The sequence below is a fragment of the Mesorhizobium sp. Ca11 genome (assembly GCF_020165275.1).
In the GTDB taxonomy this organism is placed as follows: Bacteria; Pseudomonadota; Alphaproteobacteria; order Rhizobiales; family Rhizobiaceae; genus Mesorhizobium.
This window is the reverse complement of sequence record NZ_JAIUHU010000002.1, coordinates 158,204-172,683: the sequence shown is the minus strand read 5'-3', so window position 1 is coordinate 172,683 and position 14,480 is coordinate 158,204. Positions and strand designations below refer to the sequence as shown.

Annotated in this window: 10 protein-coding genes; 3 read left to right on the top strand and 7 right to left on the bottom strand. The window is 65.1% G+C overall.

All coding sequences use genetic code 11. The features are described from left to right. The first annotated feature begins 24 nt into the window (after positions 1 to 24). Positions 25 to 225: a hypothetical protein gene (locus LB538_RS04590; RefSeq protein WP_140696412.1), complete on the top strand. Its 201-nt coding sequence runs from the start codon at positions 25 to 27 to the stop codon at positions 223 to 225. A gap of 22 nt (positions 226 to 247) precedes the next feature. On the opposite strand, the gene LB538_RS04585 is transcribed toward LB538_RS04590, so the two are convergent. From LB538_RS04585 to LB538_RS04565, 5 genes are read right to left on the bottom strand one after another with little or no spacing between them, the layout of a single operon-like run. After that, positions 248 to 1,483: a VWA domain-containing protein gene (locus tag LB538_RS04585; RefSeq protein WP_224527861.1), complete on the bottom strand. Its 1,236-nt coding sequence runs from the start codon at positions 1,481 to 1,483 to the stop codon at positions 248 to 250. Further along, positions 1,476 to 3,734 (bottom strand): DUF5682 family protein, encoded by a 2,259-nt coding sequence (locus LB538_RS04580; RefSeq protein ID WP_224527860.1) that lies wholly within the window; start codon positions 3,732 to 3,734, stop codon positions 1,476 to 1,478. Before LB538_RS04580 ends, LB538_RS04585 begins: the two co-directional genes overlap by 8 nt. A 3-nt stretch (positions 3,735 to 3,737) precedes the next feature. After that, a complete protein-coding gene (locus LB538_RS04575; protein ID WP_224527859.1) occupies positions 3,738 to 4,817 on the bottom strand; it encodes an ATP-binding protein in 1,080 nt (359 codons plus the stop codon). 19 nt (positions 4,818 to 4,836) lie between these two features. Then, positions 4,837 to 6,276, bottom strand: coding sequence for a DUF5691 domain-containing protein (locus tag LB538_RS04570; protein ID WP_224527857.1), 1,440 nt, complete (start codon positions 6,274 to 6,276; stop codon positions 4,837 to 4,839). Further along, a complete protein-coding gene (locus LB538_RS04565) occupies positions 6,273 to 7,643 on the bottom strand; it encodes an SWIM zinc finger family protein (RefSeq protein WP_224527908.1) in 1,371 nt (456 codons plus the stop codon). Before LB538_RS04565 ends, LB538_RS04570 begins: the two co-directional genes overlap by 4 nt. 536 nt (positions 7,644 to 8,179) lie before the next feature. On the opposite strand from LB538_RS04565, the gene LB538_RS04560 reads away from it, so the two are divergent. Beyond that, positions 8,180 to 11,584: an acyl-[ACP]--phospholipid O-acyltransferase gene (locus tag LB538_RS04560; protein WP_224527855.1), complete on the top strand. Its 3,405-nt coding sequence runs from the start codon at positions 8,180 to 8,182 to the stop codon at positions 11,582 to 11,584. A gap of 64 nt (positions 11,585 to 11,648) precedes the next feature. Here the strand turns inward: LB538_RS04560 and LB538_RS04555 are convergent, their stop codons facing one another. Next, positions 11,649 to 12,374, bottom strand: a complete 726-nt coding sequence (locus LB538_RS04555; protein WP_224527852.1) for an SDR family oxidoreductase — start codon at positions 12,372 to 12,374, stop codon at positions 11,649 to 11,651. A gap of 149 nt (positions 12,375 to 12,523) precedes the next feature. Here LB538_RS04555 and LB538_RS04550 point away from each other — a divergent pair, with 149 nt between their 5' ends. Further along, a complete protein-coding gene (locus tag LB538_RS04550; RefSeq protein ID WP_224527849.1) occupies positions 12,524 to 13,420 on the top strand; it encodes an AraC family transcriptional regulator in 897 nt (298 codons plus the stop codon). A 73-nt stretch (positions 13,421 to 13,493) separates the two neighbouring features. Here the strand turns inward: LB538_RS04550 and LB538_RS04545 are convergent, their stop codons facing one another. After that, a complete protein-coding gene (locus tag LB538_RS04545) occupies positions 13,494 to 14,453 on the bottom strand; it encodes a dihydrodipicolinate synthase family protein (RefSeq protein WP_095768895.1) in 960 nt (319 codons plus the stop codon). Positions 14,454 to 14,480 lie beyond the last annotated feature (27 nt).

Sequence of the window (14,480 nt, the reverse complement as noted above, 5' to 3'; positions counted from 1 at the left end):
AGCAAATCTTGGAAGGAGCCTGCCATGAGCACCAAGCATCTCAAATCGCGCAAACCGAGCGACGCCGATCTGGAAAACAATCCAGGCATCGGAACGTCAAAGGGCAGCATCAAGGAAGGCGATGATCTCGAGCTCGGCGAGAACACGACCGAAGGCGACGTCGAGAACGACACAACGGCCAGCGGCGGCATCAATCCGCGGCAAAAAATACGCACGAACAAATAGCGTCTAAAGCCAGGCGATTGCCTCACGCATCCGTTTTTGGCTCTTCCGCGTCGGCGCGAACGAGCTTGATGTCGGCCCCTGCGGCCCAGGCACCGATGTCCTCGCGACGCAGCGCCGCCGCCATCATGTCGGGGAAGTGATCCGGCGTGCAGGCAAAGACCGGAATGCCCAGCGCCGCGACCGAGCCGGCCATGGAAGGGTCGTAGCCGGGGCGGCCCTGGTCGGTGAGCGCGAGCAGCACGACCACGTTGACGCCCGACCGCACCAGCGTCGCCAGCCTTTGCAGAAGCTCCTTGCCGTTGCCGCCCTCGTAGAGATCGGTGATCAAGATGAAATGCGCCTTGGTCGGCCGCTCGATGCGCTCGGCGCAATAGGCGACGGCTTGGTTGATATCGGTGCCGCCGCCGAGCTGAACGCCGAACAGCACCTCGACCGGATCGCTGAGCTCTTCGGTCAGATCGACGATGGCGGTGTCGAAACATACGAGCTTGGTGCGCACGACCGGCAGTGACGCCATCACGGCGGCAAAAATCGAGGCGTAGATGACTGAGCTTGCCATCGAGCCGGACTGGTCGACGCAGAGCGTCACCTCGTCGAGATCGACCAGCCGCCGCTGGCGGCGCATGAAGCCGACCAGCTTTTCCGGTACGACGGTCTGGTGGTCCGGCTGGTAGTGGCGAAGGTTCGCCGTAATGGTGCGCGGCCAATCGATGTCGCGCTGGCGCGGGCGGTTGGTGCGCCGCGACTTATCGAGCGCGCCACGGATCGCCTCCGCGGTCTTCTGCTCCAGACGTTGCATCAGCTTCGCGACAATATCGGTAATGATCGAGCGCGCGATGTCCTTGGTCTTGTCCGGCATTGCCGAGCGCAGCGAGATCAGGTCGGCGACGAGATTGACGTCGGCCTCGATCGCCTTGAGGAATTCCGGCTCCATCAGCATCTGCCTCAGGTTCAGGCGCTCGAAGGCGTCCTTCTGGACGACCTGCACGACCTGCTCAGGGAAGAAGGAGCGGATGTCGCCCATCCATTGAGCGACGCGCGGCGCCGAGCGGCCAAGCCCGCCACGCCGCTTACGCGGATCGCCGGCGGTGTCGCCGCTGCCGTCGCCATAGAGCGCGTCGAGCGCCGCAGACAGCCGCCGATCCTCGGCCGAGAGCGCCGACGATGTCTCCTCGTCGGCGCCGATCGCCAGCCGCCATCGACGCTCCCGATTGTCCAGCGTCTGATCGAGCTCCGGCCCAGTCGCTTCGTCAGCCATGGCGGGGCTCCCCTGCGAGCAGCTTTCCAAGAAGGGCAAAATGCCGGCGCCAAGCCTCGCCGCCGTCCGGCGCCGGCGTCAGCCCGGTGGGCAGGCTCGCTCTCTTGCCAAGCACGGCCTCGATCAGGCGCCGGCGTTCCATGCTGTCGAGGTTGGAAAAGACGCGGCGCAGCAGCGGCAGATGCGCCACGAAAGCTTCCTCTTCCAGCGAGGCCAACCAGGTATCGACGGCGCCGCGCAACCCTTCGTCATAGATCAGCCTCTGGCCGGCGCCGCTGAAAAAGCCTTCGAAGAATGCCGCGGCATCGGCAACGGGCGTTCCCGGCGACAGACGCTTTGCCAGCAGATTGGCGGTTGCTTCGGCGGAGAGCCGGCCGTGCTCGTAGAGCAGATGCGCGGCGCAACCGGCGACGAGCGCCGTCGAGCGCGATGAATCGAGCACGGCAGCCAGACCGTTGCGCCAGGCGTCCAGGACATGCTCGTCCGGCTCGACCAGCCTGATCGCCTCGTCGGCCTTGCGCAACGCAGCCATCAATGCCGCGGCGGCCTGCGCGTCGAGGTCGCGCGCGGCATAAGGCAGCGCGATCGATCCTTCGATGATCAGCCGTTCCAAGAGGCCGGCGAGGCGTTCGGTCTCGGTCTTGCGCGCCTCGCCGTAGCGGATGATGTCGGCCAGCGGCGGTACCGAGGCCAGCAGCTCCAGGCACTCGCTGCTGTGCGCCGCCTTTTCCTCCAGCGCCGCGAGCCCGGCGGCGGACGCCTCGCTCAGCCCCGCCGTGATCGCGTTTTGCACCAGTGTGGCGAGCGTATCCAGTGTCGCGGCCGCGCCGATCATCTGGATCAGGCGGCCATTGGCGGCCTTCTCGATGGTCGGCCCATAGACCAGGTTCTCGACCAGGCGAACCGCATATTCCGGTTGCCAGGCCAGCATCCAGCGCTCGCGGAACGTGCCGCGCCTGCGGCCGACATCCGTCAGCCTGCCCCAGTTCACGCCAAGCACATTCAGCCGGTGCAGCAATGTCGAGCGGAAGAGCCCGCTCTCGCTGCGCAAGTCTACGGAAAGTTCCCGCTCAAGGGCTTCGGGCTTCAGCCGGGCCACCTTCTGGTTGCGCTGCAGATCATCGATCAGTGGGGCAAGCGACGTGTCGGGTGGAATCTCGCCGACATCGGCGCCGAGCAGCAGCTCGGCCTCGACCATCTTCCACAGCAAAGCCTCGCCGTTGAAGAGCGCTGAGACCGAGGCGTCGCGCAATTCCTCGAAGCCGGGCTTCGGCCTGTCGCGGATGGCGGCGAGCGCGCGAGCCAAGCGTTCTGCCTCGATCAGAGAGGCCGTGGAAACCATATGGCCCTTACCCCTGAGCACCGCGGCGATCCGCGCCAGCCAAAGGACCGAGGCATCATCGCGCCCGCGCGTCGCCCACAGATGCTTGCACCAGCCGGGAGCGACGACGCCGGCGCCATAGCCATAGCCCAGCGCCAGGCGCGGTCCGGTCCATGGCGCGAAGGTCATCGTGGTCTTGCGTCGGCCGATGCCCTTGAGCAGCGCCTGGTCGCTCTTTTGCGTGTGCGCCGCCCGAAGGGCCGGCACGTGCCACGCGCCGCAGACGACGGCCAACGGTCCGTCGAATTCCTTTCGCGCGGCGGCGATCTCGAGACGCATATGCGCCTCGCGCATCGCCTCGAAGTTGCCGATCGCGCCCTCGCCGTCGCGCAGCGTCGTCATCGCGTCGGCAATGGCCGCGAAGATCGGGCCGGGTGCAGGATTCTGCTCGATGATATCCGACCACCAGCTCTCGCCGTCTTCGTAGCCGGCGGCGCGCGCCAGGGTGCCGATCGGATCTCGGATGCGTTCGGCCTCCTCGCCCTGCTCTTCCGTCGCCTCCGCTTCGGCCCCATCGGCGTCCGTCGCACTTTCAGCCGCCTTCTCGGCCAACCGCGCCGCCGACGGCAGGTCGATGAAGCGAAGCGCCGCTTTGTTGGCTAAGGCCCACAGCGCCGCCTGGTACTCGGGCGAGAATTCGGCGAAAGGCCAGAACCTCGTTGCCGCGGGATCATCCTCGGGATAGCAGAGCAGCGCCACCGGCGGCTTCATGTCGGGGCTGGCGAGCAGCGGCAGCAGCGGCGTGGCATCCACCGGCCCCTCGATCAGCACGGCGACGGGCCGCAATTCCTGCAACGCCTTGACCAGGCTCTCGGCGGAGCCCGGCCCGTGATGGCGAATGCCGAAATAGCTGATGCCGCCCTCAATCATCGCTCAGATGGCCGCGTTGAGCGCCGCGTAATAGCCGGCATAGTCCGGCCGCTTCTTGAGCACCGTCTCCAGATATTCCTCCAGCACCACCTTGTCCTGCACCGGATCCTTGACGATTGCGCCGACAAGGCTCGAGGCAAGGCCCGCGGCGTGAAGCTTGCCGTCGTCGAACCAGGCCGCCTGACTGAGGCCGCCGACCATCGTGGCGATCGCCTCGGCGGTGGACAGCGAGCCCGACGGCGTCTTCAGCGTCACCTTGCCGTCGGCGGTGGCGCCCGAGCGCAGCTCACGGAAGATGGTGAGCACGCGGGCGATCTCCTCGCCGACATTCTTCGGCACCGGCAGATCAAGCCCACCGGCCATCTCGCCGACGCGCCGGGAGACGATGGAGACTTCCTCGTTCATGTCCTCAGGCAAGGGCAGCACCACGACATTGAAGCGACGCTTCAGCGCCGAGGAGAGCTCGTTGACGCCCTTGTCGCGGTTGTTGGCCGTGGCGATGATGTTGAAGCCGCGCTGCGCATAGATCGAAGTGTTCAATTCCGGCACCGGCATCATCTTTTCCGAGAGCACGGTGATCAGCGTGTCCTGGACGTCGGAGCCCATGCGCGTCAACTCTTCCAGGCGACAGAGCTTGCCGTCCTGCATGGCGCGGTAGAGCGGGGTCGGCACCAGCGCCTCCTGGCTCGGGCCCTTGGCCAGCAGCTGGGCATAGTTCCAGCCATAGCGGATCTGGTTCTCGTCGGTACCGGCGGTGCATTGCACGACCAGCGTCGAGTTTCCCATGATGGCGCCGGCGAGATGTTCCGACACCCAGGATTTCGCGGTCCCGGGAACGCCGAGCAGAAGCAGCGCCCGGTCGGTAGCCAAAGTGGCGACCGCCGTTTCCATCAATTGCCGGCGGCCGACATATTTCGGCGAAATCACCGTGCCGTCGCTGGCCTTGCCGCCCATCAGATAGGTGAGCACTGCTTTGGGCGAGAGGCTCCAGCCGGCAGGCTTCTGGCGGTCGTCGCCGCGCGCCAGCGCCTGCAGTTCGGACGCATAGATTTCTTCGACCGGAAGGCGGATGGCTGAGTTCATGCGATCGTCTCCAGCTTGATCATCTGTGGGATTGGTTCTGGGCAAGCGCCGCGTTGAGCCGCAGCAGACCGAGCGATGGGGATGCGGGCGGCAAGCCTGCGGCAACGACCTCGCCGATCAATTTTTCCGCCGTCGCCGCCGTGGCGAGAAAACCCATGGTTTCGAGATACTGCTCGGCGCTTCGTTTCATGATGTCGTTGTCACCCGAGACGGCGGCACGCAGCGCCGAAAGCGCCTTGCCGCTTGTGAGGTTGCCCCATTCCAGCCAGCCTGCTTCGGCGCCTTCGACCAGGGCGAGCGCGGCCAGATTTTGAGCGTCATTCAGGATCTGCCTGATCAGGAGACGTTTTCTGCCGCCGTCCAAACGCAACATGAGCTGGAGGACGAGAAGCGCCAACCTGCCGCCGGCGGCGACGAGCAGGTCCGCCAAACAAGCCACCGCCGCATCGCCGCCGGACGCCGAGACCATTCGAACGAGAAAGAGGTCGGCATTATCATCGACGCCAAACTGCCATGCCCCGATGAAATCGGACTCCGTCTTGCCGAAGTGAGCGACGAGATCGCCGAAATAACAAGACGCGAACAAGTCGGCGCGACGTGCCTGTTGCGCGGGCGACTTGATTTTTATCGGCGCATAGGTGGTGCGGCGCCGGATGAAGCCGGATTTGCCTTCCTCGATGAAAGCGGCGAGCTCGGCTATCGGATTCTCCGGCCCGCCATCAGTTGGATTGCCACGTTCGCCCAACCTTGCCAGGAGCCGGCCGGCCATTTCGCGCACTTTGCCTGAGCGATCGGCGGACAAGCTCTTCAGAAACGGAACGTCATCGGCACCAAGGCCGAAACGCATGAGTTCGACAAGTGGAAGCCTGACCTCCGCCGGTTCGCTTGTCCCTTTGGTCTCGATGAGAGTCCGCGCCAAGGCAGGCCTGGTGCGCCGTAAATCAATCAAGGCAATACGGCGCGCGGCTGGATAGAAGTCGTCCCAGGTTTCCGCCGTCAGTTGCTCGCGGCCGGACCGTTTTTCGCCTTCGGCGCCTGCTTGCCAGTCGACCCAAGGCGCATAGACATCAGGGCTTTCCTGATCCGTCGCAGCGGGCATCCAATCCATCGGATGCAGCACGAAGCCTCGGCTGACGACGAGCGTGGCCACGCGACCCTTGAGCCTCGCATCGGCTGCATATTTCAGTGCGGCACGCAGCAACGGCCGCAGCCGTTCAGGAAGCATCGGCAAGGCCAGCACCGGCAGTGGCGGACGGCGTTTCAAACTTTTTGGCGCCGCCGGGCGAAGCGCGACGTCCAGCGCCTGCGCAGCAATGGCCAGCAGCCGCCGCTCCTGCTCGTCCGGTCTGGCCGCCGCCACGACTTCCTTCCATTCGGCGGGAGCAAATTCGAAAGCAGCGCCGCCGGAAATCCAGCCGTCGCGCAGCCTCGCCAGCCCTGCCTGGTCGAGCTCGTTCACGACAGGTCGAGCCTCCCCATGCTGCTTTGCGAAGCCAGAAGCTCGAGCCTCGCGCCATTCCACAGCGCGGCCGTCGCCGCGAGGTCGAGACCGAGCAAGGTTTGATTGACCGAACCCGCGACAGGCAAGGCGATGCCATGCGGATCGTTCGCCGCCTGCCACCAGGCGCCGTCCCTTTCGTCCAGCGCGATCACGCCGGCCGGCAGGATGAGCGGGCAATCGGACAACCAAGGCGTTTTGTCCTGGAATACGGAATAAGCGGCGAGCGGATCGGTCTCGGCGCCGCCGGCGAACGCCGGCCATGCGCCAGGCGACGCGTCGCCCAGCCGCTCCGCGACCAGCGCCCTGAGCGGATTGCGGGATGGGTAGAACACCAGCCTCGCCTTGAAGCGGTCCCCGGGGGCAAAAGCGCCGGAGCGCCGCCCCGCTGATGCCGGGAAGAAATCGAGCAGGAGTGCAAATCGTGGAGTTGGACTCCTGAGATCGAGCAACCAGGTGGCGTGGCTTACAAGGCCGTCGCGCCGCGTCTCGATCTTTTCGCCAAGCACCTCCCAGTCGCTCTCGACCCGGACGGCATCGGGGTTGGCGAGGATCTGGTCGCGCGTCTCCGACGTCGAGACCAGGCGCTTCAATTCGGCATCGTCGGGCGCGGCACGCCAGGCCTTGCCGAGCAGCACCAGCTTGCCGAGCTCGCGGATCGCGGCGTCCGGGCGCTCCTCGCCGCGCAGCGCCATCAGCCGCGCCGGCAACTCGTCGATGCGCCCGGCGAGCGTCGTCGCCTTCAGATCGACAAGACGCGCCGCGATGCGGCGGCAGCGTTCACTGCTGGCGCCGACAAAGCCGGCGAGACCGAGCCGAAGCTGATCGGCGATCCATTGGTCGAGCTCATCGAGCGCCGCAGAAACCGCGCTGCGCGTGTCCTCGGCCCGCTTGCGCTGCGCGGCCTCGCGGCGTTCGGCGGCAGCAGCGTCCTCAACAGGAGCGGTCTCTTCCGGCCGCGATGCCTCGTCGATGCTTTTGCCTTCCGCGCGCGCGGGCGCTTGCGCCGGCGGCTGTCCTGGCTTGCGGCGCCGGCCGAGCCAGTCGTTCACCCAGTCGGGCGTCTGGTCGACACGCGCGAAGCTGTCGGGCGCCGTGGCACCGATCCACGCCAACGCCAGTATGTGCTTGCACGGAAATTTTCGCGACGGACACGTGCATTTATAGCCGTGATCGGAGGTGTCGAATGCGACCCGGTACGGGTTGGATCCTGAGCCCTGGCATTCGCCCCAGATGAGCGGAAGCTGTTCATGTGCTTCAAGCCTGGGCCAGTTCGACCGCTTGGTCAGCTTGGCCGCGGCGCCAAGCGAAGCCTGATCGGGGGCCAATGCCTCGATTGTCTTCAAATCCAGCTGCAAGCCGCGCGCCTCTCACCACCCCGAAGCAATGACGTCGCAACGATTGATAGCCGTTTGCGGCGCGCCGGTGTAGCTCCAGCCGCCGTAAAATTTGAGAACCTCTCTAACGTTCCGTTGCTCTCCTGACAGTACCGGTCAGGCCATTTGTGAACATCGTTCATTTTTCTCTTGAACGTCGTTCACGATGTGCTATAGTGCATTCGTGAACAGCGTTCAAAGCAATGTATCCGGCCTGAAACAGACCGGTGCCGATCCGGCGTAACGCTGAAACGAAAGGGTCATATCGATGCTCGCCGACAGCCAAGCCCGCAAACAGTCAAGCGCCTGGAAAGCCTGGAGGCCGATCATGAACGACGGATCCCAGGCGCCAAAAACAAGAAACAAATGGATTGGATTGAATCGCAGTAACGAAGTTTAACGGCTTCCCGATAAACAAGGCTCAAACCGCGCAAGTGTCCGCTCAGTCCAATCGGATTGCCAGCCGGCCTTGCCCAATGGAAATTGCCATGAACACCCATCTGATGATGTCGCGGCGCTTCGCGCCTCTCTTCTGGACGCAATTCCTCTCAGCCTTCAACGACAATTTCCTGAAGAACACGCTGGTATTCCTCATTCTCTTCACGCTAGCCAAGGACCAGGCCGCGTCGCTGGTGACGCTGGCGGGGGCTGTCTTCATGGCGCCCTTCCTGCTGCTGTCGGCGCTTGGCGGCGAGATCGCCGACCGCTTCGACAAGGCGCTGATCGCGCGGCGGCTGAAGTTCACCGAGATCGCCGCGGCCGCCGTCGCCGTCGCCGGCATCGCGCTGTCGTCGATCCCGGTGCTGATGACGGCGCTGTTGATGTTCGGCACCATCTCGGCGCTGTTCGGGCCGATCAAATACGGCATCCTGCCGGATCATCTCGAGCGCAAGGAACTGCCAAAGGCCAATGCCTGGATCGAGTCGGCCACGTTCGCAGCGATCCTCGGCGGCACCATCGCCGGCGGCGTCGTCTCCGCCGATGGTATCGGCGTTTGGGTGTTCGGACCGATCATGATGGCGCTGGCCGTCGGCTGCTGGTTCGTCAGCCGCTATATCCCGTCCACCGGTTCGGCCGCACCCAACCTCGCCATCGACAGGAACATCTTCCGGTCGACCTGGCGGCAGGTCGCCGACTTGCGCACCGACACGCGCATCTGGCGTGCCGGCCTGATGACCTCCTGGTTCTGGCTGGTCGGCGCGATCGTGCTGTCGATCCTGCCGGCGATGATCAAGGATTCGCTCGGCGGCAACGAGATCGCCGTCACCGCCTATCTCGCCGTGTTCGCCGTCTCGATCGCCATCGGCTCGGCCATCGCCGCCTGGATGTCGCAAGGGCGCATGGTGCTGCTGCCGGCGCCGGTCGGCACCGCGCTGCTGGCGCTGTTCGGCCTGCATCTGGCCTGGACCATCGGCAGCATGCAGCCTTCGCCCAAAGCCGAGACGCTTGCCGCCTTCTTCGCCGGGCCTAACACCATTCGTGTCGCCATCGACCTCGCCGGCATGGCCATCGCCGCCGCCTTCCTGGTGGTGCCGACCTTCGCCGCCGTGCAGGCCTGGTCGCCGGAAGCGCGCCGCGCCCGCGTCGTGGCCGCGGTAAGCATCGTCAATGCCGGTTTCATGACCGTCGGCGGCATCCTCGTCGCCGCGATTCAGGCCGCCGGCGTTTCGATCGCCGGCATCCTGTTCGGCCTCGTGGTAGCCAACGCGATCGCTGCCTGGCTGATGCTGAAATTCCTGCCGACCAATCCGTTCCGCGACTTCGTCTCGATCCTCTTCCGCGCCTTCCTGCGCTTGGAGATCGAGGGCATCGAAAACCTCAAGGCGGCCGGCAAGGCGCCGATCCTGGCCCTCAACCATGTCAGCTTCCTCGACGGTCCGCTGGCCCTGACCCTGACCGACGAGGAACCAGTCTTCGCCATCGACTATACGATCGCACAGGCCTGGTGGATGAAGCCGTTCATGAAGCTTGCTCGCGCGCTGCCGCTCAATCCCGCGAAACCTATGTCGACCCGCACACTGATCAAGATCGTGCAGGGCGGCGATCCGCTGGTCATCTTTCCGGAAGGCCGCATCACCGTCACCGGCGGCCTGATGAAGGTCTATGACGGCGCGGCCATGGTTGCCGACAAGACCGGCTCGATGGTGGTGCCGGTGCGCATCGAGGGGCTGGAGAAGAGCTACTTCTCGCGGCTGACCTCGCAGCATGTGCGCCATCGCCTATTCCCGAAGGTCAAGGTGACCATCCTGGAACCGGTGAAGCTCGAAGTCCCGCAGGAACTGAAGGGCCGCCAGCGCCGCGCCGCGGCGGGCTCCGCGCTCTACCAGGTGATGTCGGACCTGGTCTTCCGCACCCAGGACATCGACAAGACGGTGCTGGAGAAGATCATCGAGACCGCCAACGAGCGCGGCATGAAGGAGCTCGCCGTGCAGGATCCGGTTACCGGGTCGCTGAGCTACGGCAAGCTGCTGACGGCCGCTGCGGTGCTCGGCGAGAAGTTCGAGCATCTCTATGCCGGCCAGCAGACATTGGGCATCATGCTGCCCAATGCCAACGGCGCCTGCGCGGCACTTCTCGGCGTGATGTCGGCCGGCAAGGTTCCGGCAATGATCAACTTCACCGCCGGTGCAGCGAACATCCTGTCGGCCTGCAAGGCGGCCGAGGTGCGCACCGTGCTCACCTCCCGCGCCTTCGTCGAACAGGCAAAGCTCGGGCCAGTCGTCGAGGAGATCGGCCGCTCGGTCGACATCGTCTGGCTCGACGACCTGCGGGCCACGATCGGCCTCAAGGACAAGCTACTCGGCCTGTTGCGCAAGACGACGCCGCGGGTGGCGCGCAAAGCGGACGATCCGGCAGCGATCCTGTTCACCTCGGGCTCGGAAGGCACGCCCAAGGGCGTGGTGCTCACCCACCGCAACATCCTGGCCAATGCCGCCCAGGCCGCCTCGCGCATCGACTTCCATTCGGGCGACAAGGTGTTCAACGTGCTGCCGATCTTCCACTCCTTCGGCATGACGGCGGGCACGGTGCTGCCGCTGATCTCCGGGGTGCCGGTCTATTTCTACCCCTCGCCGCTGCACTACCGCATCGTGCCGGAACTGATCTATGCCTCGAACGCCACGATCATCTTCGGCACCGACACCTTCCTGTCGGGCTATGCCCGCACGGCGCATCCGTACGACTTCCGTTCGGTGCGCTACTGCTTCGCCGGCGCGGAACCGGTCAAGGCCGCCACGCGCACGACCTATATGGAGAAGTTCGGCCTGCGCATCCTGGAAGGCTATGGCGTGACCGAAACCGCGCCGGTGATCGCCATCAACACGCCGATGTACAACAAGTCGGGCAGCGTCGGTAAAATCATGCCCGGCATGGAATACCGCCTCGAGCCGGTGCCCGGCGTCGACGAAGGCGGCCGGCTTTTCGTGCGCGGCCCGAACGTCATGGCCGGCTATCTTCGCGCCGAGAATCCGGGCGTGATCGAGCCGCTCGCCGATGGCTGGCACGACACCGGCGACGTCGTGACAGTCGACGACGCGGGCTTCATCTCGATCCGCGGCCGCGCCAAGCGCTTCGCCAAGATCGGCGGCGAGATGGTCTCGCTGGCCGCGGTGGAGGCGCTGGCCGGCGAACTCTGGAAAGGCTCGCTGTCGGCCGTCGCCACGCTGCCCGATGCGCGCAAGGGCGAGAAGCTGATCCTGATCACGGAAGCGCCCAACGCCACCCGCGCCGAGTTCCTGACCTTCGCCAAGGCGAACGGGGCCATGGACCTGATGGTGCCGGCCGAAGTGCGCGTCGTGGCGAAAGTGCCGGTGCTCGGTTCCGGCAAGCTCGACTTCGCCGGCGTGACCAGGATGGTGCGCGGCGAGGAAGACCTGAAGGTCAAGGCCGCCTGACCCGCGCGTGCGAACAGGCCGGCAACAAGCTCCGGCCTGTTCATTGCCAGTCCCTGACGTTCACTCACATGTTGGCGGCGGTCGGGCGCACGATCACTTCGTTGACGTCGACGCCGTCGGGCTGTTCGAGCGCGAAGCGGATTGCGCGGGCGATGGCGTCCGGCGTCAGCGACTTTTGCCGCCACTCTTTCAAAGCCGCTGCCACCTGCGAGTCGCTGATGTCGTCGCCCAATTCGGTCGCTGTCACGCCGGGGGAGATGATCGTGGCGCGGATGTCGTCGTGCTCCTGCCGCAGGCCTTCGGTGATCGCCCACACCGCGTATTTCGTGCCACAGTAGACCGCCGCGGTGGGCAGCACGAGATGCGCGCCGACGGACGCCACGTTGACGATGTGCCCGTTTTTCTGCGCGACGAAGCGCGGCAGCACCGAAGCGATCCCGTTCAGCACGCCAAAGATGTTGACGTTTATCATGCGCGCCCACTCATCGCGCTTCACCGCGGCAAGCGGCGACAGCGGCATGACGCCGGCATTGTTGACCAGCGCATCGATCCGGCCGAATTGGGCATGAGCGGCATCGGCGAAAGCGTCGAAGCTCTCGGCATCCGTTACGTCGAGCTCGCGCCAGGCGACGCGTTCACCGATTTCCTCGGCCAGCGCCTTCAGACGCTCGGCGCGTCGGGCTCCGATGAACAGTCTGGCGCCGGCCGCGGCAAGCTCTCGTACCGTCGCTTCGCCGATGCCGCTCGATGCGCCGGTGATGAGTACAACCTTGTCTTTCAGTCCCGTCATGATCGTTCCTTTTTGGCTTGCGGTGACGGGATGGAAAATGGCGCCGCACAGGCGAAGACCGGTAGCGTGATCGTCCAAAGAGTTTGCACAATCCTCCAAACGAGGCGGACAAGCCTTGCAACATTCCGCGTCATGCAGATTTATGCGGCATGGAAAAAATCACCGAACTGGCCGGGCTGATTGCCCGGCATGCCAGGGGTGCCGGCATTTCAAGCACCGCGATCCCCCGGCTGACGCTCATTCGTGCCGACCGGCCCAGCGCGCCGGTGCCGGCGGTCTATGAAGCCTCGCTTTGCATAATCGCCCAAGGGTCGAAGCGCGTCTCGCTGGCAGACCAGAGCGTGGTCTATGATGCATCGAGCTATCTTCTTGTTTCGGTCGACCTGCCTCTGGTCGGCCATGTTCTCGAGGCCAGTCCGGCCGCACCATATCTATGCTGCAAGATCGACTTCGACCTCGCGGCACTTGCCGATCTGCTGGTGACGGAGCGGCGGGCTTCTGGCGAAAAGGACTTGCCTGTGCTTGCGGTCTATCCAAGCGACCCGGACCTGATCGATGCCGCGAGCCGATTGGTGAAGCTGCTCGATCGCCCCGAAACCATCGATGTTCTGGCCCCGCTGATAGAGCGCGAAATCCTCTACCGTCTGCTTACCGGTCCGCATGGCGCAACGCTTCGTCAAATGGGAACCGTGGATAGCCACCTGAACCAGGTGAGCCGCGCGATCGCTACGATTCGGAACGGCTTCCAGGCGCAATTGCGGATCGACGAGATTGCCGCGGCGTCAGGCATGAGCGCGTCGTCGCTTCATGCTCACTTCAAGGCGATCACGCGCATGACCCCGCTGGAATATCAAAAACAGCTACGCCTGCAGGAAGCGCGAAGGCTGATGCTGGCCGACGGGGCCAACGCCGGCACGGCCGGTTTCGCGGTCGGCTATGACAGCCCGTCCCAGTTCAGCCGCGAATATCGGCGCCTGTTCGGCGCCCCGCCCCGTCAGGACATCGAGCGTCTTCAGGCCATACCCGGCTCGGCCGCGGCCTATTGAGGCTTTGGCCGAACGGGGTGCAGCTGTCAAACAGGCCCTGGATCGCCGGAGACTTTGCGCCGGACCGATCGGCTCAGGCCGCGTATCTTGCCATGACGGGCTGCCTCGACCACTGGGCATACCAGGTGTCGAAGAGCTTGAGCTGCTGCTCGGCATAACCGCGTTGGCTGTCGCTCAGCGCGTCCGTCTCGTTGAAGTGCAACCTGTATTCGGGATTACCCTTCAGCACCATCATGTGCTTGAAATAGAGCACGAGGTCCGGTCCCTCGTCGAAAGAGGACAGCACGGCCAGTGCCGCGTCCAGTTCCTGCGCCAGCCGGCGCGCTTCGGCATCGCCTTGCGCCGCCGCCTGGCTGAGGCCCACCAGATGCAGCACTTCCTTGGGCAGGACATTGCCGATGCCGGTGATGGCGCCGGATGCTCCGCAATTGACGAAGCCGTGGAAGACAGCGGTGTCGACGCCGATCATCAGCGCAACGTCGTCGTCGCGGCTGGTGATGTTTTCCGCCGCGTAGCGCAAATCCGCCGGGCCGCCGAACTCCTTGAAGCCGACCAGGTTCGGATGCTCGGCGCGCAGCGCGAAGAAGAGATCGGCGCGCGTGGCAAAGCCGTAATAGGGACTGTTGTAGATGACGGCCGGCAGGTCGGGCGCGGCGGCAAGGATCGCCTTGAAATGATGGCGCTGCGCCGTCACCGACGGCCCGCGCGAGAGCACGCGCGGTATCACCATCAGGCCCCGCGCGCCGACCTTTTGCGCGTGGGCGGCGTGCGCCACGGCGCTGGCGGTGTTGACCGCGCCTGTGCCGACAATCACCGGAACGCCGGCCTTCACCAGGCGCTCGACGCCTTCCATGCGCTGCGCGTCGGTCAGCAGCGGCCAGTCGCCCATGGAGCCGCAATAGACGACGGCCGACATGCCGGCGGCGATCAGCTCGCGTCCCTTGCGCACCAGCGCGTCGAAGTCGGGAAGGCGGTCATCGGTGCAAGGCGTCATCAGCGCCGGCATGCAGCCGGAAAAAACATTGGCGGTCATCTTCGAAGTCTCCTTGAGGCAGGCATG